Origin of the sequence: Mucilaginibacter terrenus, from assembly GCF_003432065.1 — a bacterium.
GTDB classification, from domain to species: Bacteria; Bacteroidota; Bacteroidia; order Sphingobacteriales; family Sphingobacteriaceae; genus Mucilaginibacter; species Mucilaginibacter terrenus.
In genome coordinates, this window is sequence record NZ_QWDE01000001.1 from 828,767 (window position 1) to 850,091 (window position 21,325).

At 43.3% G+C, this 21,325-nt stretch carries 23 protein-coding genes; 12 read left to right on the forward strand and 11 right to left on the reverse strand.

The window, feature by feature from the left end; all coding sequences use genetic code 11:
- From DYU05_RS03505 to DYU05_RS03515, 3 genes are read left to right on the forward strand one after another with little or no spacing between them, the layout of a single operon-like run.
- Entirely contained in the window at positions 1–840 is an 840-nt protein-coding gene (locus tag DYU05_RS03505; protein WP_117381590.1) for a CheR family methyltransferase, read from the forward strand.
- Positions 830–1,423, forward strand: a complete 594-nt coding sequence (locus DYU05_RS03510; protein WP_117381591.1) for a chemotaxis protein CheB — start codon at positions 830–832, stop codon at positions 1,421–1,423. Before DYU05_RS03505 ends, DYU05_RS03510 begins: the two co-directional genes overlap by 11 nt.
- 11 nt (positions 1,424–1,434) lie before the next feature.
- Positions 1,435–3,378: a response regulator gene (locus DYU05_RS03515; RefSeq protein ID WP_117381592.1), complete on the forward strand. Its 1,944-nt coding sequence runs from the start codon at positions 1,435–1,437 to the stop codon at positions 3,376–3,378.
- Here DYU05_RS03515 and DYU05_RS03520 read toward each other — a convergent pair.
- Positions 3,362–3,847, reverse strand: coding sequence for a methylated-DNA--[protein]-cysteine S-methyltransferase (locus tag DYU05_RS03520; RefSeq protein ID WP_117381593.1), 486 nt, complete (start codon positions 3,845–3,847; stop codon positions 3,362–3,364). The genes DYU05_RS03515 and DYU05_RS03520 overlap by 17 nt on opposite strands.
- 3 nt (positions 3,848–3,850) lie before the next feature.
- Positions 3,851–4,657, reverse strand: coding sequence for an SDR family NAD(P)-dependent oxidoreductase (locus DYU05_RS03525; protein WP_117381594.1), 807 nt, complete (start codon positions 4,655–4,657; stop codon positions 3,851–3,853).
- Positions 4,658–4,706: 49 nt separating this feature from the next.
- Here DYU05_RS03525 and DYU05_RS03530 point away from each other — a divergent pair, with 49 nt between their 5' ends.
- Together DYU05_RS03530 and DYU05_RS03535 are read left to right on the forward strand one after the other, a co-directional pair.
- Positions 4,707–5,390, forward strand: coding sequence for a heme exporter protein CcmB (locus DYU05_RS03530; RefSeq protein WP_117381595.1), 684 nt, complete (start codon positions 4,707–4,709; stop codon positions 5,388–5,390).
- A gap of 155 nt (positions 5,391–5,545) precedes the next feature.
- Positions 5,546–6,679 carry a carboxypeptidase-like regulatory domain-containing protein gene (locus DYU05_RS03535; protein ID WP_165851985.1) on the forward strand — a complete coding sequence of 378 codons (1,134 nt, stop codon included), beginning with the start codon at positions 5,546–5,548 and terminating at the stop codon, positions 6,677–6,679.
- Here DYU05_RS03535 and DYU05_RS03540 read toward each other — a convergent pair.
- A complete protein-coding gene (locus tag DYU05_RS03540) occupies positions 6,676–7,143 on the reverse strand; it encodes an NUDIX domain-containing protein (protein WP_117382943.1) in 468 nt (155 codons plus the stop codon). The genes DYU05_RS03535 and DYU05_RS03540 overlap by 4 nt on opposite strands.
- Positions 7,144–7,219: 76 nt before the next feature.
- Between DYU05_RS03540 and DYU05_RS03545 the strand changes: the two genes are divergently transcribed.
- Both DYU05_RS03545 and DYU05_RS03550 read left to right on the forward strand, forming a co-directional pair.
- A complete protein-coding gene (locus DYU05_RS03545) occupies positions 7,220–7,717 on the forward strand; it encodes an SRPBCC family protein (protein ID WP_117381597.1) in 498 nt (165 codons plus the stop codon).
- Between the two features lie 89 nt (positions 7,718–7,806).
- Positions 7,807–8,391, forward strand: a complete 585-nt coding sequence (locus DYU05_RS03550; protein ID WP_117381598.1) for a riboflavin synthase — start codon at positions 7,807–7,809, stop codon at positions 8,389–8,391.
- A gap of 2 nt (positions 8,392–8,393) precedes the next feature.
- Here the strand turns inward: DYU05_RS03550 and DYU05_RS03555 are convergent, their stop codons facing one another.
- Positions 8,394–9,530: a tetratricopeptide repeat protein gene (locus tag DYU05_RS03555; RefSeq protein ID WP_117381599.1), complete on the reverse strand. Its 1,137-nt coding sequence runs from the start codon at positions 9,528–9,530 to the stop codon at positions 8,394–8,396.
- A gap of 91 nt (positions 9,531–9,621) precedes the next feature.
- On the opposite strand from DYU05_RS03555, the gene DYU05_RS03560 reads away from it, so the two are divergent.
- Complete coding sequence (locus tag DYU05_RS03560) at positions 9,622–9,912, forward strand: hypothetical protein (RefSeq protein ID WP_117381600.1); 291 nt, start codon at positions 9,622–9,624, stop codon at positions 9,910–9,912.
- A gap of 20 nt (positions 9,913–9,932) precedes the next feature.
- Here the strand turns inward: DYU05_RS03560 and DYU05_RS03565 are convergent, their stop codons facing one another.
- The 5 genes from DYU05_RS03565 to DYU05_RS03585 form a co-directional block, all read right to left on the reverse strand.
- Positions 9,933–10,955 (reverse strand): alpha/beta hydrolase family protein, encoded by a 1,023-nt coding sequence (locus DYU05_RS03565; RefSeq protein WP_117381601.1) that lies wholly within the window; start codon positions 10,953–10,955, stop codon positions 9,933–9,935.
- 65 nt (positions 10,956–11,020) lie between these two features.
- Positions 11,021–11,593 (reverse strand): Crp/Fnr family transcriptional regulator, encoded by a 573-nt coding sequence (locus tag DYU05_RS03570; RefSeq protein ID WP_117381602.1) that lies wholly within the window; start codon positions 11,591–11,593, stop codon positions 11,021–11,023.
- Positions 11,594–11,748: 155 nt separating this feature from the next.
- Positions 11,749–12,720 carry a hypothetical protein gene (locus DYU05_RS03575; RefSeq protein WP_117381603.1) on the reverse strand — a complete coding sequence of 324 codons (972 nt, stop codon included), beginning with the start codon at positions 12,718–12,720 and terminating at the stop codon, positions 11,749–11,751.
- A gap of 409 nt (positions 12,721–13,129) precedes the next feature.
- Positions 13,130–14,968 carry an ABC transporter ATP-binding protein gene (locus DYU05_RS03580; RefSeq protein WP_117381604.1) on the reverse strand — a complete coding sequence of 613 codons (1,839 nt, stop codon included), beginning with the start codon at positions 14,966–14,968 and terminating at the stop codon, positions 13,130–13,132.
- 114 nt (positions 14,969–15,082) lie between these two features.
- On the reverse strand, positions 15,083–15,859 hold the full coding sequence (locus tag DYU05_RS03585) for an SAM hydrolase/SAM-dependent halogenase family protein (RefSeq protein ID WP_117381605.1): 777 nt from the start codon (positions 15,857–15,859) through the stop codon (positions 15,083–15,085).
- Positions 15,860–15,960: 101 nt separating this feature from the next.
- Here DYU05_RS03585 and DYU05_RS03590 point away from each other — a divergent pair, with 101 nt between their 5' ends.
- The 4 genes from DYU05_RS03590 to DYU05_RS03605 all read left to right on the forward strand — a co-directional run bounded on the left by DYU05_RS03590 (position 15,961) and on the right by DYU05_RS03605 (position 19,313).
- Complete coding sequence (locus DYU05_RS03590; protein ID WP_117382944.1) at positions 15,961–16,926, forward strand: PhoH family protein; 966 nt, start codon at positions 15,961–15,963, stop codon at positions 16,924–16,926.
- Between the two features lie 77 nt (positions 16,927–17,003).
- Positions 17,004–17,948, forward strand: coding sequence for a phosphoribosylaminoimidazolesuccinocarboxamide synthase (locus DYU05_RS03595; protein WP_117381606.1), 945 nt, complete (start codon positions 17,004–17,006; stop codon positions 17,946–17,948).
- A 51-nt stretch (positions 17,949–17,999) separates the two neighbouring features.
- The gene (locus tag DYU05_RS03600) at positions 18,000–18,377 is read left to right on the forward strand and encodes an STAS domain-containing protein (RefSeq protein ID WP_117381607.1); all 378 of its coding nucleotides are present in this window, start codon (positions 18,000–18,002) and stop codon (positions 18,375–18,377) included.
- Between the two features lie 18 nt (positions 18,378–18,395).
- Positions 18,396–19,313, forward strand: a complete 918-nt coding sequence (locus tag DYU05_RS03605) for a ribonuclease Z (protein WP_117381608.1) — start codon at positions 18,396–18,398, stop codon at positions 19,311–19,313.
- A 91-nt stretch (positions 19,314–19,404) separates the two neighbouring features.
- Here the strand turns inward: DYU05_RS03605 and DYU05_RS03610 are convergent, their stop codons facing one another.
- Both DYU05_RS03610 and DYU05_RS03615 read right to left on the reverse strand, forming a co-directional pair.
- A complete protein-coding gene (locus DYU05_RS03610; protein WP_117381609.1) occupies positions 19,405–20,349 on the reverse strand; it encodes an MlaD family protein in 945 nt (314 codons plus the stop codon).
- Positions 20,350–20,372: 23 nt separating this feature from the next.
- On the reverse strand, positions 20,373–21,299 hold the full coding sequence (locus DYU05_RS03615) for an N-acetylmuramoyl-L-alanine amidase family protein (protein ID WP_117381610.1): 927 nt from the start codon (positions 21,297–21,299) through the stop codon (positions 20,373–20,375).
- Positions 21,300–21,325: the final 26 nt, after the last annotated feature.

Here is a 21,325-nt window from a genome sequence, read left to right on the forward strand (position 1 = left end):
ATGAGAGAAATTACAGGTAAGGAAATAAATATTACATCTGCCCAGTTAACCGAGCTTATAGACCTCGTGCGGAAGATTCATGGGTTTGATTTTAGCGACTATACCAAAGCATCGTTTAAGAGGCGGCTTGCCCGTATTATGATGCTGAAAAAGCTTGAGTTTTATGACCTGAAACATATCCTTGTAAACGATCCGGCTTTTTTTCAGGAGTTTTTAGAAGAGATCACCGTGAACGTTACCGAAATGTTTCGTGATCCCGCATTTTACAGGGCCTTACGTGATCAGGTTGTTCCATACTTATCCACTTACCAGCATGCAAAGATTTGGTGTGCCGGCTGTTCTTCAGGCGAGGAGGTGTACTCAGTAGCTATTTTGCTTAAAGAGGAGAACCTGGCGAAGAAATCTTTTATTTACGGTACCGACATTAATACCGGTGTGCTTAAAGAGGCAAGAAAAGGTATTTATAGTTTACGCAAGATTAAAAGCTATGCGGAAAACTATATGCTTACCGGATTGCCCGGCTCCATAACAGATCACTTTACAATAATGTATGATGCTGCCGCTGTGCACAGCGAGTTGAAACAAAATACTTTATTTTCCGTACACAACCTCATATCCGACACTGTATTCAACGAGTTTCAAATGATCAGCTGTCGTAACGTTTTTATTTATTTTGAGACAGAGTTACAGGAGCGAATTCTCGATCTGTTTTATAACAGCCTTTGCCCGCTGGGTTATTTGTGTTTAGGAAATAAGGAGACTATTCGCAGCGACAACTTTCGCAAGAAGTTTAAGGTGATTAATCAGAAGGAAAACATCTATCAAAAAATTGGCAGCTAAAGACGATTTGATAAAACGTTTTAAGGCCGCCAAATTCTTGCTTTTAGGTGGGTCGGCAGGTTCGTTTAAGCTATTGTTCCGCATGGTTAAAATGTTCCCTCACGACTTTAAGAAGACGGTTATCATTGTTATTCATCGGAAGAAAAATTTTTTTAGCGAAATAGAAAAACTGTTTGCAGAAAACAGTCGTATGTTGATCCGGGAAATTAGCGATAAGGACCCGATAGATAGTAATGCTATTTATATTGCTCCGGCAAATTATCATACGCTGGTAGAGAAAGGTGGCTACTTTTCGCTGGATGTGTCTGAATCAGTATGGTATTCAAAGCCGTCTATTGACGTTACTTTTGAAAGTGTTGCAGATTCTTATGGAAAGGATTGTGCCGCTATTTTGTTTTCAGGTGCTAATCAGGATGGTGCCAACGGCCTTTTGAAATTGAGGCAAAGCGGAGCTTTAACAATAGCTCAAAATCCGGAAGACGCCGAGATGAGCGAAATGCCGGGCGCCGCTATAGGGATTGATGCTGCCGAATATATATTGCACACGACGGAGATTTTTGAGCTTTTACAAAACAGTACTTAACCTTTTATTACATGGCCCCCATTAACATCCTGGTAGTTGACGACCGGGAAGAAAATATTGTTACGCTTCAAGCCCTTTTGGAACGTAAGGATATAAAGCTTTTTACTACAACATCTCCCAATGAGGCGCTTAGGATTGCCTGGGAAAATCATATATCAATAGCGCTTGTTGACGTTCAGATGCCCCAAATGGATGGGTTTGAACTGGTAGAGATGCTTAAATCGAACCCGCGAACTAAAGATATAATGGTAATTTTTGTTACTGCTATATCAAAGGAAAGCAAATATGTAGTAAAGGGTTTTGGTGCCGGAGCTGTTGATTACCTTTACAAGCCGCTTGACCCTTATGTTACCTCTGCCAAGGTAGACTCCTTTATACAACTTGCCCGTTCTCAGGAAGAAATAAAACTTAAGAATACCGAACTGGAGAACTACGCAATAGTAATAAAGCATAGCGCGGATATTATTTGTTCTGTTGATGCCAGTACGCTCCGCATCAAAACGATCAACCCGGCAGTGGAAGATTTATTAGGCTATAAACAAGCTGAAGTTTATGGCAAAAGCATTATCGACCTGGCTATAGAATCTGATCAGGATTCATTCAAAAAACGGCTCGGGCAAGTTATAAAGGATAATCAAAAGTTCTCTGTATTTGAGTTCCAGTTCAATACGTTTGATAAAAGCATTATGTGGGCAGAATGCCGTGTGTCCTATCGCAACAAAGTGCTTTTCATGAACATTAGCGACCATACGCCACAAAAAAGTTATCAGCAGCAACTGATAAAATCCAAAGAAGCTGCCGAATATGGCAGAAAGGTAAAAGAAACGTTTTTAGCTAACATGAGCCACGAGCTCCGTACACCCGTCAACGGTATAATTGGACTAACAAGCCTTTTGCGTAACACGGGTGTAAATGAACAACAAAATAACTTGCTGAACATGATGGAGACATCATCCAAATCATTGCTTGGCGTTATAAACGATGTACTGGACATATCTAAAATAGAGGCCGGAAAGTTTAACATTGTACGTTCTTCCCACAACATTAGAGAGATAATTCAGTCGGTTCACGGCCTGTTGAAATTCAGTGCTGACGAAAAAAGCATTGAGTTCACAATAAGTGTTGATGATGATGTTCCCGAAAATCTGATAATAGATTCCTTAAGGATAAACCAGATTTTGATGAACCTGCTAAGTAATGCAATTAAATTCACCGACAGGGGAGAGGTGAAGCTAAAGGTGTCTGTACTACAGAAGCAGGGCGATAACGTGAAACTGAAATTTAGCGTTGAAGACACAGGAATTGGCATTGCTACAGAAAGCCTCTCTAAAATATTTGATTCTTTTGAACAAGCGGAAGATGATACCACAAGCAAATACGGTGGGACTGGTTTAGGGTTAACTATTGTTAAAAAATTGGTTGAACTTAAAGGCGGCGAACTTACCGTAAGCAGCCAGGTAGGGCAAGGTAGCGTTTTTAATTTTATTAATTGGTTTGCGGTTGCAAGAACAGTTGAAAAGAAGCCTGTCAAAAAAAGCAAAACGCTTGAGCCATTTACCAATCTGAATGTACTGGTGGCTGAGGATAACATGATTAACCAATTTATGCTCATCAAGATGCTTAAGGATTGGAGCATAAATGTAGAAGTTGCAGATAATGGTAGTGTCGCGTTAGAAAAGCTAAAGGATGGAGACTTCGACCTTGTACTAATGGATACACACATGCCGGGTATGAACGGGTACCAGGCTGCACGTGCAATAAGAATGGAGCTTGAGGAACCAAACCGGAGCGTACCGATCATATCGCTTTCGGCAGCTGCTTATGAGCACGAGCATAAGGAGGCAATCTCCGCCGGGATGAATGATGTACTACCCAAACCGTTTGAGCCCGAAGAACTACACAAGAAAATAGCTGAATTGGTGAATAAGAGTAACAATTTTACACAAACAATTTAGTTTGCCCAATTCCCAAAACACTTGCTTCGTGATCTAACAGCCACCGCTTACGCCAAAGGCCACCTGCATAGCCGGTAAGGCTACCATCGCTGCCAATAATGCGATGGCACGGCACTATTATCCACAAGTTGTTTTTACCGTTGGCTGTAGCGATAGCACGAATCGCCAGCGGATTGCCCATTTGGTTGGACAGCTGCAGGTAGCTCATCGTCGTGCCAAACTGTACGCTCATCAAATTATCCCAAACCTCCTTTTGAAAAGTACTACCTGACTGATTTAACGGCAAATTAAAAGATTGCCTTTTACCTGCAAAATATTCGTCTAATTGCAAAATAGCTGCATCAATTAGCGGAGATGCAGATACACTTTCTTCATGCTCTTCATCCCTGATGCTTACAGATGTGATCGCATGTTCATCTGCACGTATGCGCACAAAACCTACCGGTGTTTTATGGTACGCCTCAAACATTACTCATACGCCTTCGGCTTTTAAAAGTGCTTTGTAGTATACCTTGCCCATGTTTTTAGTAAGAAACTTTCTTGGCAAAAAGTTCATGAACACATTACCAACGCGGTTGAAAAACCCAGGGATATGTATGTGTTTTCGGCCGATAAATGCACTTAGTCCCTCAGCTGCTGCCTGCTTGACCGGCATTAGCCAACCCTTAAGGTCGTCGAACTTTTTACCTTCGGTCATTTCTGTAGCTATCCCACCGGGGGCATATACCGTTAACGACAGTGCGGGGTTTTGTATCTCTGCGGACAGGGCATTGGCAAACGCCAGTATAAAAGCTTTGCTGGCGGAGTATATTGCCTGATATGGCACCGGGAACAGGGCAGCCATGCTGCTTACGATCATCACGCCACCTTCTGCCTTTGTTTTCTCGAAATGTGCTACCAGGCGTGTTGTCATATAAGCTACGCTGCTTACATTGGTTTTAACAATAGTTTCGGCTTGCTCCCAGGGTAATTCGCTGTGCCTGCCAAAGTAAGTGATGCCAGCGTTGAGAATAGCGCCGTACAATTTACCATCTGCAAGGCAGTCGTCAATTAGCCTTACCACATCGTCATGTACGGAAAGGTCGGCGGTCATCACTTTTACTGAGATGCCGGTTTGCTCCAGTTCTGTTTTAAGTTCTTCCAGCTTGTCTTTTCTACGTGCAGCAATTATCAGGTTAGCGCTGTATTTTACTGCCAGCTGCCTTGCCATTTCCTGCCCCAAACCAGAAGACGCGCCGGTAACCAAAACCCATTTACCCCTTAGTTCAAGTTTCCTCATAAACTGTAAAGCTAATAAATGGATTGCATTATTGCATATATTTGCGCCAATGGCGCTTTTTACAGAAACCACTAACCTGCTAAAAAAAGAGATTGTTTTGGAGTGGCGTTCCAAGTATGCTTTCAATGGCATACTGCTCTATATTGTTTCAACGGTATTCGTTTGCTACATCTCGTTCAATCTTAACGCCGGCTTTCGCGATAGTGCCGGGTATCCAATTGTGTGGAACATACTATTTTGGATCATAATGTTATTTGCATCGGTAAATGCAATTGCCAAGAGCTTTATGCAGGAGGGCAGGGGCAGGTTGCTTTACTACTACACCATTGCTAGTCCGCAGGCTATTATCCTGTCTAAAACCATTTACAATGCGTTGCTGATGGGTTTGCTTAGCTTGCTTGCCATAGTAGTTTACCTATTGTTCTTCCCTAATAATGTGGGCGACATGCCTTTTTACTTTATTGCCGTGCTGTTGGGCAGTACCAGCTTTTCTACCGTATTTACCATGATATCCGCCATTGCTTCCAAAGCGGCCAATAATGGTACGCTGATGGCCATTCTTAGTTTTCCGGTGGTTATTCCTGTGATACTGGTGCTTATCCGTGTGAGTAAAGCCGCAATGGATGGATTGGAACGCAGCGTGAGCTATGGCAGCATAGGGGTGCTATTTGCTATAAATGCTATTGTTATCGCCTCATCACTAATACTTTTTCCGTACCTATGGCGCGACTAAGCCTTGCCATTCTACTCAACATTATTGTTACAGTTGCACCAATGCGTTTTCATTTCTTCTTCATAAATCTTAGCTTTATTCGCGATAAATAATAAACCCTGTTAATGCGCTGTTTTTGGTTTGTGTTGTTATGTTTTTGCCTGCCGATTGTATGTATGGCGCAAAATGGTTTGATAATCGGTAAACTTACCAGCGCAGTAACTAAAAGCGCTGTTGCTAATGCCAGCGTGTTTCTCAGCAATGCCAGCTACGGCACAGCCTCTGCCGAGGACGGCAGCTTCACTCTAAGAGGTGTAAAGCCGGGGCAGTACAACCTTGTGGTAACGGTGATCGGCTTTGAAGAGTATTCTAAAGAAGTGTTGGTGGGCTCCGGGCCGATAAATATGCAGATAGAACTCACTCCCAAGGTGATGATGATGCGGCAGGTGACTATCATCAGCAATGCCGACTGGAAGAAAAACTACGAGCAGTTCAAGAAAGAATTCATCGGCGTAAATGATAACGCCAAGCTGTGCAAGGTTGTGAATCCCCGGGTTCTGGACCTGGTATACTTTCGTAAGAAACAAACCCTTGAAGCGTCTTCAGATGAGTTCCTGATTGTAGAAAATGCTGCTTTAGGCTACCGCACCAAGTTCCTCCTCAATAGCTTTAGCAGCGACGGTATATCGCACACTATTTACTATTCGGGCAAGGCTTTGTTCGAGGATCTGCCCGGCAGCGAGGCGCAGAAAAAGAAATGGAAAGCAAAACGTGAGGAAGCTTACTACGGTTCGCCGCAGCACTTTTATCGGTCGTTATACAGGAATAAACTTGCCAGCGAGGGTTTTGTAATGTACAACTACACCCGCGAACCCAACCCAAACCGCCCTCCGGAAGAACTGGTACTGCGTAAGCTAAAGCAATACCGCGAGGTTAACCGCGACTCTGCTTTGTATTGGTATAACCAGCAACAGGTGCCAAAATGGTGGCATGAGAATTTGATAAAACCTCCGCTTACGTCGTCTAATGTGGTGAGGAGTACACCAAGTGAGGGAATCTTTGCCATAACTTTCCCGGCTTACTTGTATGTGGTTTACACTAAAAAGCATGAGGAAGAGCAGTTCAGGGACATATACCGGCCGTTGGACATGGAAAATTTTGAGACCAGCGTAATCACACTCAACAGCAAGCACTACGCCATCTTCGACATGAACGGAATTGTTGTTGCCGAAAGTCCGCTTTATGAAGGTACCTGGTCTAAAGCCAAACTCGCCAACATGCTTCCGGTGGATTATGAGCCGGGCGATTAGCGGTTGCTGTCCAACAACTTTTGTAAATTCGCTATCAGTTCGGCTTGTGCGGGGATAATCTTTTCTTTTGCTGTCGACACATCAAACCACCCGGCGCGATCCACTTCTTCCACATCAATCATCTTGCCTGATTTTGGCGGCCACTCCAGTTTAAATACGTTGCTTGTAATGTTTTGCTCATCAACATCGGCGGCCACCGCCCAGGCACGTACTACTTTGCCATTCTTGTATTTAACATATCCAATATCTGTAAATTCACCATCAATGGTTTGCCCCGTTTCTTCAGTGAATTCGCGTTTTGCAGCATCAATTGGTTCTTCGTTGTCTTCGTACTCGCCTTTAGCTATTGACCATACGCCTGCGTCTTTGTTTTTCCAGAAAGGCCCTCCCGGATGAACCAGGAACACCTGCAGGGTGTTATGATGAATACGGAACGGCAGGATACCGGCACTTTGTTTTGGCATAATGGCTTGATTGATAATTAAAACACCGCACATTATACTTAGTTTTACTTTACAAACCAATTAACCTCTTATTGCCATGGAAGACATCCGCTGGAAACAATTTAAACTTTGCGGCGATTACCGCGCCGATTTGCGCAGTGTTTATCTTGCATGGGCAACGCCTGGCGGACTGGAGAGCTGGTTTCTGCGTAAAGCAGATTTCTTTTCTATAGCAATGCGCAAACGCCAGGCTGATGAACAGATTTCAAAAGATGATACCTATCAATGGCATTGGCACGGTTACGATAACGATGTGGTAGAGCGCGGAAGTGTGCTGGAAGCGAACGGAAAAGATCAGCTTAAATTCACCTTCACCCAAAACACCACCGTTACGGTTAGCCTAAGTACCCGAAACGGCCTTACCATAGTGGAACTTGTGCAGGAAGATATACCACAGGAACCCGACCCGACAAAAAACTTGCTGGTACAGTGCCAAATTGGATGGACTTTTTATCTAACAAATCTAAAATCTGTACTGGAAGGAGGGAAGGACCTCCGCAACAGGCGCATAGACCTGCCAAGCTGCTTTAAATAGCGCATCTTCTTATCATCAAAAATGACATTCAGCAGTTCGCGATATCACATCGCCTCAATATCTTTGCCGCAACAATCTAGAATTTAATAATGTTCACAGGTATAATTGAGACGCTGGGTAAGATAACTGATTTGAAACAGGAACAGGGCAACCTGCACATCACCGTTGAATCTTCTATAGCTAACGAGTTGAAAATAGATCAGTCTGTAGCGCATAATGGCGTGTGCCTCACAGTTGTTGCCGTAACCGACGGTACACACACCGTTACGGCGATCGAAGAAACGCTGAACAAAACCTCGTTAGGGCACCTGCAAATTGGTGAGCCGGTGAACCTGGAACGTTGCATGCAAATGAATGCCCGGCTGGATGGGCACATTGTGCAGGGCCACGTAGACCAAACCGCGGTATGCACCAATTTTACCGAATTGGAGGGCAGCTGGGAATATACCTTTGAGTACGACGCTGCCATTGGCAATGTTACGGTAGAAAAAGGTTCTATCTGCGTTAATGGTATAAGCCTTACGGTTGTCAACTCCGGACCTAACTATTTTTCAGTGGCCATTATCCCGTACACCTACGAGCATACCAACCTGCATAATGTGCGCCAGGGAAGTGTTGTAAACCTGGAGTTTGACGTTATTGGAAAGTACGTTGCCCGCTTAATGCAGCGCTAACATTATTTGCCTTTTTCTACCTGGCTGGTGGCGTAGGCTATATAATCCTTTTGCACTAGTGGCGGCTTTGTTGCGAGGTATTTCTTATAATACCTTACCGCGCTGGGTTTATCTTTAAGATAGGTTTCGTATAAGTTTGCCAGCGAGTAGTAAAGCATTGGGTTCTCGTCGAACTGCAGTGCTTTTTGGTAGGCTGCTATTGCCTTTTTATACCTGATGAGCTTTTCATTACTATCTGCTATCTCGCCGTAGTAAGATGCTATGCTGGGAGATATGCCATCGGTTATAGCCTTATTAAGAAACACAATAGCCTGTTTGTTATCCTTAAGTGCTTTGAAGCACATGGCCGAATAATAATAAGTGAATTCATTTTGGCCAATTCCAGGTATTTCCGCAAGGGTCTCCACGCCACAGGTGTAGTTTTTTAGGTTGTAATAAGATACCGCCAGCTTGGTTTTTATCATGCTAGATTCACTGCCTGCTTTTATCAGCTTTAAACAAGCATCTACTGTTTCCTGCCATTTCTTTTGTGCATAAGTAAGCTTCATCAGGCTTTCCAGCAGTACAATATTTTCCGGGTCGGCAGCTGTGGCTACATTAAGCACCTTTTCTGCCGCCGGGGTCATCTTCAGGTTAATGTACATCTCCGCCAGGTCAGATGCTACATCCGGTTCCGTGGGGTTCAGCTTATTTGCTTTTTGCAGGTACCCTATGTTGCCGGCTATATCGCCTTTCTCCTGCTTAATGCGGGCGAGCTGCTTGTAAACCAAAAAGTTGGAGCTGTCTCTTTTTATAAGCTGTAAGTAATAATTTTCTGCTTTAGTATTGTTCCCCCGGCGCAGGTTTATGCCGGCAAGGCTAAGCAGTACGCCCGTGTTGCTGGAGTCTGCATCATATATGCGCTGGTAGTACCGTTCTGCATCCGGTAGGTTACCTGCCATGTTCGACGTGTACGCCAACTGCGACAATGCTTTTTTATCGGTAACGGGCTCTGTATACACCGACTTCAAATATGCTGAGGCTTCGGCAAAGCGTTGTGTTTGGTAATAATCTAACAGCCGGCCGTCGTCTACTTTGGTTTGCGCAGATACCGCTAACGACAGGCAGGTAAGTAACAGGGCAGAGGTGATGTTTTTCATATCAACTAAATTATTAGTTGAAAACTATAAATCCAAATAGTAAAACAATAAATTTTTAAGGGAGTTGGTAAAGTACACTAAAACATATAATATGGATAAGATCAGGAAATACGAGCTGATGCACAAAATAGTTAACGAGCTGGAAGATTTGAAAAATAGTCAGCAAGCTTTTATTCAGAAGCTTGGCAAGATTGAAGTTGACAATATTGACCTGGGCGATAAACGTCTTGAAAAAGAACTGCCGGATATGCACCAGCGCGTTGCAGATAACCTGGATACGATAGCTTCCATATTGGAGGATTTTACCAGCCAGGCCGATAATTACAACAGCACAAACAATATAGACGCCCTTAAAGAACAAGAAGCGTTAGATAAATTGTAATATAGCCCCGAAAGGGGCTTTTAATTTAAGCTTTCGCTAAAGAAACTTACTGCTATTGCCGCTACCTTATCATGCACCGCACGCCTGTTCACGGCAGCGTCATCGTTAAATAAAATACCTCCCTGTTTTTTGGTATCTCCCACAGCTTCGTTCAGAAATACGTAATGTCCTGTTTTGCCCGGCACAATGTATAGTTTAGATGGTGAGATAAGTTTATGGTACCAACCGGCATTTGTAGTTACCGGGCAGATGCTATCGCTCTGCGCACCAACGATAAATAAGGGTGACTTAATTCTCCGCACACTCTTTCTATCGGGCATACCTTGCCCCGCCGCTGGCGACATGGCAAAAAATGCCCTGATACGATTATCTTTAAGATCAGGGCTATTTTTGAATGAGGCTCTTACAGCGCCTTCATCCAGCGATGCAGACAGGTTAGGATATTCTGGTATGGTCATTTCTTTAATGCCCTGTGGTGTGCCGGAAAACTTAATAAGCGCATCAAGGTTAAGCGCTGCACCGGCAAGGGCTATAACGGTATAACCACCAATAGAAAAGCCTGCTGCGCCAATCCGCTTTTCATCTATTACTTTGCTTAGTTCCTGGTGTTGCAGTAGTTGCGTCAACACAAAGCTGATATCTCGCGGCCGTTCCCATGGCGTAACAAAGTTTAATGCAATTTTATTGTCGTAAGTATTTCCCCAATGATCTACCGCGGCTACAATAAAACCTTTAGCCACAAGCGCATCTGCAAGCCACTCTAAGGTCATACGGCTGCCGCCGGTGCCGTGAGATATTAGCACGAGCGGGCACTTGGCATTCGGCAGCTTTGCTTCCCTAACGGTATTTACATGCACAAAGGGGTAGTTAGGTATCTCAAATGGTTCCCGGGCATCGGTAGTAGGGTACCATACTTCCGTTGTTAATGGCCGGTGCCTCAGTGTATCGTTAAATTTAAAAGTACGCTCACCAATTTTTATTTGCTGCGCCAGGCAGCATAAAGGCAAGAGCAAGAGCGTGAGTAAGAAAGGCTTTTTGTACATAACTGTTGTTGTTTATGCAAATGACCTAAAAACCGGAACAACAAAATTTGACAAATGTCAATAATTTACTTTTTAGATTTTAAACGGCTCAGGGTCTCTTGTGAGATACCCAGATAATCGGCAATGATCTTTGACGGCAGCCGCTGTATCAGTGTAGGTTGGGTGGCCAGGAGATTATTGTAACGCTGCGTAGCATCCATGGTAATTAAACTTTCTATCCGTTTGATAGAGGCTATATAATCCTTTTCGATGGCGATACGGTACACGCGTTCCCAACCCGGGAAAACATCAAAAAGGCTATTGAAGCTGCGATGATCTATAAAAAGTACCTCGCCCGCCTCAATGCTCTGGATGTAAGCTAACGATGGCTCCTGTAAATTAAAACTGGGGAATGCTGTACCAAACCTGTCCTCGGTAATTAAAAACCGGGTAGACTCGCGACCTGCTGCATCCAGCATGTACACACGTAAGCAACCTGTATTTACAAAGTATAGGTACGGGCATACGTCACCCGCATGCAAAAGTATTTCGTTACGTTTAACTGTTTTTGCCTTGAAATAACTGCAGAAGTTATTAACCTGTTCATCAGTAAAATGCGGCAGGCGTTCAGCAAGGTTTTGTTTCAGCAGGGCGTACATGCTGCAAGAGATATTTTTTTCGGGGCGCTTATTAGCTTGTCTGAACTCGAATTTATCGGATTAATAGAATTAAGGAATTCTGTGCATTAAATAAATTCTTTAAATTCGAGTTCAGACGTTTGCTATAATGGGCGGCTTATCTGGTAAATATTTTATTACTGGTACTGTATGTACATCGGCACGGGTTTCAGCTTGAGCACTTCTTCAGGCGTCATCATGCGGTGGGGTACAGGTTTAATATCGTTTTTGTAAAACAGCTTAAACCCGGTGAACTGTACCGGTTCGCCTTGTACGAAATACTTGTAGGTGCCTTTTTTAAGATCCGGGCCGCCCCAGCCGTCCATGTCCATTACCAACTGTACGTTCTCACGCAGCTTAATGTCCTGATAGTTGGTTACCATGCGCTTAGTAAAGCGGTGTATTACCAGCATTTTAGGGGGCAGGTTATACTTCTTACACAAGCCGGCGAGGTACTCGCTTACATAATTAATGTCCTTGGCATCGAAGGTGCCTATGCGTTTACCGGGGACACTGCCTTCTTTCATGGAGAACTCCGGGTCCATGCCAAAATGAACGTTAGGCATTTTAAGGTATTTTTCTAATAGCGGAACCTCGGTTTGTACATCGCTGAAACCAACCTGTATGTCCAGGAACACCAATGCATTAATAGGTTTAGCCATTTCTATTACTTTATCTATCTGGCTGAAGGGCATGCGCAGGTTGTGCAATCCATTGCGGCCTGCGTCGGCCTGGGCGGTCACACATATATAATGCAGGGCGGGCTTAACCGGGGTAGACGGGTCTGCCGCTTGCCAAGTTTTGACTTCAGCCATTAGCTTCTTACGCATTTCTACCGGTTCGTACTGGCCAAGGGCACCCATATTTTTGGAGTACATGTTGCCATAATAAGCAACAACGCGGTTAAACGGCAGTATGGCGCCTGGCAGGGGCAAGGGCGCTTTTTTTACAGGCCAGCGCTTGTCGCCGTTAGCCATACGTATCATCAGCGAATCGTAACGGGCGGTATCCAGTATTGCTTTTTGGAGCGTACTATCTTTAGTGATAGTTTGTGCAGATGCCGCAGAAGCTGAAGCAACGAACAGAAGTGCAAGTAAGCTATTTTTCAAAAGTAGGTGTTTTAATTAGCCCGCAATATAGTTTAGGTTCGTCTAAGTTTAGGCATATCAATTGCATAATTTACACCCTGAATTTAGTGTGGAAATTGACGATTTTGGTATTGATGGAGAACTTGATTTGATTGAATAGTTGCTAACAGTGCCGGTAATTTTAAGATCAGTTCCGGAAGAATTCAGGTTCTGTCAGGTGTCCCAGGCAACGCAGAGTACAGGTGTCCCGCCGTTACTTTGGCTTAAAGCGATAAATGATATAAGTTCCTCACAGATAATTAGTTGTGGCCAACTTGTTAAAGTTTTTGTACTGTCCCGCAGTGTCCCGCTTTACTATGTCAACTAATTGGCTATAAGCTGCTTGCACAATTCAGGTGTCCCGGGTGTCCCGCTTTCAAAGCGGGACACTTTAACTCTGCACTGCGTCGTACTGTAACTGGCTAAGGTACCTGTATAGGCCTTGTTCGTTCGCTACCAACTCCTGATGAGTCCCGCTTTCTATGATAACGCCTTTTTCCAGCACGATGATCTTATCTGCTTCACGTATAGTAGATAAACGATGGGCGATGATGATAGAAGTGCGGCCTTTCATTAACTCCTCTAAGGCCTCTTGTACCAAGCGCTCCGACTCAGAGTCGAGAGAAGAGGTAGCTTCATCCAGGATCAAAATAGCCGGATTTTTCAACAATGCGCGTGCGATAGCAATACGCTGGCGTTGACCGCCGGAGAGTTTGACACCACGTTCGCCAACAACTGTATCATATCCCTCGGGAAAAGAGGTGATAAATTGATCGGCATTTGCGCGTTTGGCAGCTTGTATAATGTCCTCTTTGCTTGCACTAAGTTTGCCATAGGCGATGTTCTCCAGTATGGTGCCGCCAAAAAGCAGCACATCCTGCGGTACAATGGCCACCTGGTTGCGGATATCTGTAAGCGCATAATCAGCTGCAGGCTTCCCATCGAATAAAATGGTGCCGCCCTGCGGATGATAGAACTGAAGAACAAGCGCCGCCATAGTAGATTTACCTGAGCCGCTTGGCCCAACAATAGCTACTTTCTGCCCTGCATCGGCGTTAAAACTTACACCGTGTAAAACTTTAACTTCAGGCCGGGACGGATAAGAGAACTCAACGTTTTGGAATGAAAGATTGCCGCTTATCTTTTGTACAATGGCATTTTCAATGGCGTTTATAGAGACCGGTTCACCAGTTTCTTCCAAAATCTCCAGCACACGTTCACTGGCGCCCACGGCTTTCTGCAGGTTGGCATACAAGTCGGGCAGGCTACCCATTGCTGCACTGATAAATGCTGCGTAAATTATAAAGTTAGTTAGCTGGCCAAAGGTTAATCCCCGATCATGTATAGACACCAGGTAAGAGCCGTACCATATTTCGCAGAAAACAGTACCGAAGAGGCAAAATACTATAAATGCTCCAAATAAGCCGCGATATTTTGCACCCTTAACTGCCAACGTAACTACATTCTGTAAGTTCTTCTGATATCTTCCGGCTTCAAAAGCTTCGTTAACAAATGCCTTTACGTTAGCAATGCCTTGTAAAGTCTCTTCTACAATAGTGTTAGACTCTGCCAGTTGATCCTGAGCCTGCCGGGATAGTTTCCTGATGAATTTTCCGAATACTATTGCAACTACAATAAGGATAGGAAGCACCACTAACAACGCTATAGTAAGCTTAATAGAAATTACCATTAGCAGGATAATACCACCGATCATGATGATCACCTGTCTTATAATTTCAGCCAAGGTTGTGGTAAGTGTATCTTGTATCTGCGAAAGATCTGCCGATATACGGCTGTTCAGTTCGCCAACCCTGCGGTTAGCAAAAAAGTTCATCGGCAATGTTACCAGTTTGAAATAGGTATCACGCCTCAGCGCAGCAAGCGCGTTCTCGGCTACCTGCACAAACCACGTTATCCTGAAAAAAGAAACAAATCCTTGTAAAAACAGTACAACAACAGCTATTTTACCTATGGTTGCCAAGTTAGCTGGAATAAAAGTGAAGCGTTGTATACCTTGAGATGCGTCAATCAGCGCTCCAAAAAAGCCCGGGAATGCTAGCCCAACCAGGCTGGAGATGATCAGAAACAGTAAGCCGCCTATGAATTTACCCCGGTACGGTTTAATATAACTTACCAGCTTGCCAATTTTGCGAAGGGTTTGTTTATCAATCTTTGCTTTAGGTAGTTCTGCTTCAGCTTTTGCGCCGCTATTCAATCGTCCTCTTGCCATTCTCTAGTTTATCCAAAAGTGTAAAAATACGCTTTAAACGGAGTATTGCAGATAACTAGTATGAATTTGACGAAAACGTGGGGATTGATGGTAGCGTGGTGGAGATGCAGTAAGCTATTGAAAGTCAATAATCACACTATCACCCAAATTTAATCCCAGCAAACCGCTGGCGTTTCCTTTATTTATGGCTATTTCCAGGTGATCGCTTATGCCGAAAAGGCAAAGTTTTTCACCTTCGGGAACCTCATTATAGTGCCAGCTAAGCTGACTGATAGTTTCATTCCGTTTAAAATACAGCACGAACCGCCGCCCTTGCTGGACACGATTGAAGAAATCTTTAGTGATATTGGTAATCACGTTTTGAAAGGAGTCGATATAAATAACTATTCCTTTTATTTGATTACGGTCGACAGTTGGCTGAAGGTTCATTTTGTTTTCCACCTCGGTAACCGGCAGGCCTATCTCGGCAAGAGTGCCGCCGTTAGCAAGATGACACGCAGCTTTAACGAATATATCGGCAAGAGGGAAATGTAGAAATTTAAGATCCTGCATAATATTTATCTCGAAGATATCCTCCGGCTGTGAGTCGAACATCAGCGAAAAAATGCCGTTATCTGCCCCAACAAAGTAGTGGTTTTTGTAACGTATTGCAAGGTAGCGGGTATAGGTGTTATACACCGTATCGATACCAATCAGGTGCACAGTTTCTTCCGGAAAGTAATAAAAACTGTTTTTTAGAATGAACGCCGCCTGCTGCACATTAAAGGCAGCCACATTATTGGTGATATCAACAATATTTACGCTTGGGAGCAACTTTAAGATGCTACCTTTAAGGGCTGCCTGATAAATGTCTTTATCGCCCAAGTCGGTAGTTAAAGTTATAATTGCCATTAATTTTGTAAATATTTATTGCTAATCTTGTGATAGCATTTAAAGGTGCAAATATTCAATTTTTAATTCATAAAAATCGGCCAACTGAAAAATCAATAGTATTGAACGAGCTAAAAATTTCACTTGAACACATAGATCCCGCTGTACTGTGGGGACCAAATAACGACCATTTCGAGATCATTAAAAAGCAATACCCTAAGCTTAAAATAGTTGCACGCGGCAGCGACGTAAAAGTTTTAGGGGATGAAAATGAGCTTGCCATTTTTCAAGATAAATTCAATCACCTGGTACAACACGTAGAAAAATTTCAAAATCTAACTTCAATAGACGTAGAGCGTATACTTGGTGCAAAACCAGCACCTGCATCTGCTACCAGTGAGGGTGCACCTGCAGATAAGTTTGCCAGCGGCGAAGTACTGGTATTTGGCCCCAATGGCATTATGGTGCGCGCGCGTACCACCAACCAGCGCCGCATGGTGGATAGCATAAACAAGAGCGACATACTTTTTGCTATCGGACCCGCAGGTACAGGTAAAACCTATACAGCTGTAGCTTTAGCGGTAAGGGCGCTGAAAAATAAGGAGATCAAGCGTATTATCCTTACCCGACCGGCGGTAGAAGCAGGGGAGAACCTTGGTTTTCTACCCGGTGATCTTAAAGAAAAAATAGACCCTTATCTGCGCCCATTATATGACGCGCTGGATGATATGATCCCTGCAGAAAAGCTAAAGCTTTACCTGGAAAACCGCACTATTGAAATTGCTCCGCTCGCATTTATGCGTGGCCGTACCCTGGATAACTGTTTTGTAATATTGGATGAAGCGCAGAACGCTACCGATATGCAGCTGAAGATGTTTCTTACACGTATGGGCCCTTCGGCAAAGTTTATTGTTACGGGAGATGTTACACAGATAGACCTTCCTAAAAAGCAGCAGTCTGGCTTATACACTGCTTTGCGTATACTTACAGATATTAAAGGTATAGACATTGTGTACCTAAGCGGAGAGGACGTAGTGCGCCATAAACTGGTACGACGCATACTGGAGGCTTACGGTGACATACAATAAATGATTAGAGTTTAGAGGTTAACCTAGTTCTGAACCCGTTGATTTACCTCTATTTAACTAACCTCTCATCAACTAACATGAACGCTATAAAAGAAACAAAATTTGGATTTGAAGGGCAAACTGCCTTCTATAAAGGTAAGGTAAGAGACGTTTATACTATTAAGGATAAGTACCTGGCAATGGTAGTTACAGATCGAATTTCTGCCTTCGACGTTGTTTTACCAGAGCCGATACCGTACAAGGGACAAGTACTCAACCAAATAGCAGCTAAATTCCTGAAAGCTACGGAAGATATTTTACCTAACTGGGTGATAAGCACGCCTGACCCAAGCGTTACTATTGGCCGTATATGCGAACCGTTTAAGGTAGAGATGGTTATACGCGGTTATCTGGCCGGCCACGCAGCGCGTGAATACGCTGCCGGCAAACGCACACTTTGTGGTGTTACCCTGCCAGAAGGCTTAAAGGAGAACGACAAATTGCCTGAACCGATCATAACCCCAACCACAAAAGCGTCAGTTGGCCATGATGAGGATATTTCCCGTGAGGACATATTAGCTAAAGGCATTGTTACTGAGGCTGATTATGTACAACTGGAAGACTTCACCCGTAAATTGTTTGCTCGTGGTACAGAGATCGCCGCAGGGCAGGGGCTTATTCTGGTTGATACCAAATATGAGTTTGGCAAAGTAGCCGACCAGATATATTTGATTGACGAAATACACACGCCTGATTCGTCCCGCTACTTCTACAGCGACGGTTATGAGCAGCGCCAGCAAAATAACGAGCCTCAGAAACAACTATCTAAAGAGTTTGTAAGAAAGTGGCTTATTGACAATGGCTTCCAGGGGAAAGACGGGCAAATTGTCCCGGAGATGACCCGCGAGATTGTACTATCTATATCAGAAAGGTATATCGAACTTTACCAGCAAATTACGGGTGAAGCCTTTGTTAAACCTGGGGATGAAGACGTGTTACAACGGGTAGAACGCAATATAAACAGCGCACTGCTGGAACTCTAATTTTTATTAAAAGATAAATTAATTATATCTTAGCTCTTTAATTCAACGAAAATGAAATATACTGTTGATAAGCACGAGAAGTACATACTTATCAAGCTTAACGAATCTAAACTTAACTCTCTCGTTACCCCGCAGCTAAAATCGGAGTTGATCTTGATCAACACGGAAGGCCAGCGTAATATAATACTTGATTTATCACAAGTAAAGTTTGCTGACTCGTCAGGTTTAAGCAGCTTACTGGTAGGTCATCGTCTTTGCAAAAACGCTAGCGGGTCTTTTATTCTTTCTGGTTTAAACGAGGCTGTAGCCCGCTTAGTAACCATTTCACAGCTAGATAATGTGCTTTCAATTGTACCTTCTTGCGAAGAAGCCATCGACCTTATTTTTATGGAAGAGATAGAGAAAGAATTGAAAAAAGAAGCAAGATAATTAGTTTGTTTTCCCGGTATGAAATTTGAAGTTACTATACTGGGCAGCAGTTCTGCAACACCCATATTTAATCGCAACCCTACGGCACAGGTTCTTAATATAAATGAGAAGCTGTACCTTATAGATTGCGCCGAAGGAACGCAACAGCAGATGTTGCGTTTTGACGTTAAAGCGGCCCGTATAGACCACATCTTCATAAGTCATCTTCATGGCGATCATTACCTGGGGTTGGTTGGCCTGCTTTCTTCTATGCATCTTAACGGCCGTAAAAAGCCGCTCAAGCTTTTTTGCCCCGAACCTTTAAAGGAGATTATAGAGGTACAACTAAAATACTCAGAAACAACCCTGCACTATCCTATTGAGTATTTTTTTACATCAGCAGATAAGCCGGCAGTAATTCTGGACAACCAGGACATTAATGTAGAAACCATTCCGCTCGATCATAGGATACCTACAACTGGGTTTCTGTTCAAGCAAAAGAGAAGATTGCGGAAGATTATTAAAGAGAGGGTAGAAGAGCTGGAGATTCCAACTCCGTATTTTTCAGCAATCAAAAAAGGAAGCGACTACGAAGCACCTAATGGTACTATTTATAAAAACAGCTATTTAACTACTGATCCTGAAGAGCCTAAAAGTTACGCTTATTGCTCAGATACCTTGTACACAGGCAAATATTTTGATCAGATTCAATCAACATCTTTGTTGTACCACGAGGCTACCTTTATGCACGATATGCTTGACAGGGCCAATCAAACGCACCACACTACTGCGTTACAAGCAGGCGAAGCAGCTTTAAAGACAGGTGCAGAAAAGCTTGTTATAGGCCATTTTTCTGCGCGCTACAAAACATTGAATGAGTTATTGGAAGAAGCAAAAAGTATATTCCCTAATACCGAGCTTGCAATAGAAGGCAAAACATTTGTGATAAGCGAGTAGATACTACAAAGACTTTCTTTAGAAAAGATTTAAAATAACAAAGGGCAATGATCAAATCATCGCCCTTTGTTGCTTAATGAATATCAATAATCTAGTCACCCTTTTTTCCGAACACTGAAAAGTGTACGTAACGTGATGGATGTGCTTTAAAGTCGATTAGCAGGTTGTCTAAGCTCTTAGATGCATTATTAAGGTTATCGTACATCTTGGTATCGTTCATTAACAAGCCGAGAGAGCCTTGTGTACTGTTGATCTTAGCCATTGTAGCTTGTAAGTCGGCTACCGCTTTATTCGCGTTCTCTAGCGTTTGCTGTATGTTTGAGTTAGATAAATCGCCGCTGAATTTTTGAAAGTTAGTGGCGATACCGTCCAATTTTGCAGTACTTGTTCTAAGATTGCCAGATGTAGCTTCGGCATTGCTCATAATTTGATTGATGTGACTGCTTTGAGCACCCACTATACCGTCTAGCTTTTTGGTAGTACCTTCTAAAGTTTGCAACGAGTTAGCAATACTTGCAAAGCTCCGGTCCACATTCTTTTGGAAATTAGGATTCAAGATCTTGTTAATGGCGCCCATTGCAGAGTCTACCTTGTTCATCAGCACTTCTGCTTTACGCTGAATAGGCTGCAGGCTTTCTGCCAGGCTACCCTGGATATCGGCCCGCAAGGTGTCTTTATCCTCGGCATATTCGCGGCTGTTACCCAGTTCAAATACAATCGCCTTTCCGCCCAGCAAATCAGTACTTTCCAGCCGTGCGAGTGTGTTGTTGGGTATTTTGTAATCGTTGTTGATCTTGAATTCAACAGTAGTGCGGCCGTCATCATGCAATTGCATTTTTGAGACCGAACCAATTTGAAAACCATTAACCAATACAGGTTTTGATACAGTTAACCCTTCTACACTGCGGTATACGGCATAGAATTTATTAGAGCTGGAGAACAGTTCATTTCCCTTTAGGAAACTATAACATAATATAAGCACTGTAATGGCGACAGCAGTTAACGCGCCGACTTTAGTTTCATTAGATATTTTCAAGGCAGGTAGATTTTGTTTTATAGTTATTCAGTCCGTGGTTGTTCTGCTTCTTTTTTATAGTTTGTTATTGCCCTAACTATGGAATTTACAATCTCTTGCTGTCCATTTTCCGAATTCAGGTATTCTTCGTCATCCGGGTTGTTAATATAACCGGTCTCTACAAGTACAGATGGCATTGCTGTATGGTCAAGCACAAACAGTACCTGTTCGCGTACACCCTCGCTTCGGCGGCCGTCAGTATCAACAAACTCGCTGTTAATTAAATTAGCGAAGTGGATACTTTGTTTTCTGAACCGGTTTTTAAACGCCTCCAATATGATAAATGATTCAGGATCATTAGGATCGTACCCATTGTACTGATCTTTGTAATCCTTATCATCATACAAATCGGCGTTTTCGCGCAAGGCTTCCACTTGCGGTCCGGTGCGTTTGGTACTATAAACAAGTAAAAGAACTCCCTTACCTGAACGATCTGCTGATGAAACTGTTTTGTAAATAGGTGTTTTTTTGCCTCGTTTGCCTTTTTTATAACCTACAACTTCCGTATGCCGCCTGTCTGGCAGTGAGTTACAGTGTATGGAGATGAAAAGATCACCCTTATTTGTGTTGGCTATATTGGCCCTTGTACGGAAGGGTACATCCTCATCGGTAGATCGGGTCATAACTACTTTTACATCGGGCAACGATTTTTCTATCTGCTGCTGTAATTTAAGTGCTATAGACAACGTTACATTACTTTCGTAAGAGAATGACCCATTAGCACCAGACCTGGACCCATTTGACCTGGTACCGTGACCAGCATCTATAATAATGGTTTTTATCTTATGACTATTTAAAACCGTATCCCTGTCCGCCGAAAACGACCTTAAAGAAAAGAATGAGAAGGCTATTACCAATGCTGCACAACCAAAGTTCAACTTTTTCAATCTGCTCAATAGTTTATTTTTCATTAGTTTTGAACGCTGTTACCCGTATT

Coding starts and splice junctions, on each gene's coding strand:
- DYU05_RS03505 (WP_117381590.1), top strand. CDS start 1: ATGAGAGAAATTACAGGTAAGGAAATAAATATTACATCTGCCCAGTTA.
- DYU05_RS03515 (WP_117381592.1), top strand. CDS start 1,435: ATGGCCCCCATTAACATCCTGGTAGTTGACGACCGGGAAGAAAATATT.
- DYU05_RS03520 (WP_117381593.1), bottom strand. CDS start 3,847: ATGTTTGAGGCGTACCATAAAACACCGGTAGGTTTTGTGCGCATACGT.
- DYU05_RS03525 (WP_117381594.1), bottom strand. CDS start 4,657: ATGAGGAAACTTGAACTAAGGGGTAAATGGGTTTTGGTTACCGGCGCG.
- DYU05_RS03530 (WP_117381595.1), top strand. CDS start 4,707: ATGGCGCTTTTTACAGAAACCACTAACCTGCTAAAAAAAGAGATTGTT.
- DYU05_RS03535 (WP_165851985.1), top strand. CDS start 5,546: ATGGCGCAAAATGGTTTGATAATCGGTAAACTTACCAGCGCAGTAACT.
- DYU05_RS03540 (WP_117382943.1), bottom strand. CDS start 7,143: ATGCCAAAACAAAGTGCCGGTATCCTGCCGTTCCGTATTCATCATAAC.
- DYU05_RS03545 (WP_117381597.1), top strand. CDS start 7,220: ATGGAAGACATCCGCTGGAAACAATTTAAACTTTGCGGCGATTACCGC.
- DYU05_RS03550 (WP_117381598.1), top strand. CDS start 7,807: ATGTTCACAGGTATAATTGAGACGCTGGGTAAGATAACTGATTTGAAA.
- DYU05_RS03555 (WP_117381599.1), bottom strand. CDS start 9,530: ATGAAAAACATCACCTCTGCCCTGTTACTTACCTGCCTGTCGTTAGCG.
- DYU05_RS03560 (WP_117381600.1), top strand. CDS start 9,622: ATGGATAAGATCAGGAAATACGAGCTGATGCACAAAATAGTTAACGAG.
- DYU05_RS03565 (WP_117381601.1), bottom strand. CDS start 10,955: ATGTACAAAAAGCCTTTCTTACTCACGCTCTTGCTCTTGCCTTTATGC.
- DYU05_RS03570 (WP_117381602.1), bottom strand. CDS start 11,593: ATGTACGCCCTGCTGAAACAAAACCTTGCTGAACGCCTGCCGCATTTT.
- DYU05_RS03580 (WP_117381604.1), bottom strand. CDS start 14,968: ATGGCAAGAGGACGATTGAATAGCGGCGCAAAAGCTGAAGCAGAACTA.
- DYU05_RS03585 (WP_117381605.1), bottom strand. CDS start 15,859: ATGGCAATTATAACTTTAACTACCGACTTGGGCGATAAAGACATTTAT.
- DYU05_RS03595 (WP_117381606.1), top strand. CDS start 17,004: ATGAACGCTATAAAAGAAACAAAATTTGGATTTGAAGGGCAAACTGCC.
- DYU05_RS03600 (WP_117381607.1), top strand. CDS start 18,000: ATGAAATATACTGTTGATAAGCACGAGAAGTACATACTTATCAAGCTT.
- DYU05_RS03605 (WP_117381608.1), top strand. CDS start 18,396: ATGAAATTTGAAGTTACTATACTGGGCAGCAGTTCTGCAACACCCATA.
- DYU05_RS03615 (WP_117381610.1), bottom strand. CDS start 21,299: ATGAAAAATAAACTATTGAGCAGATTGAAAAAGTTGAACTTTGGTTGT.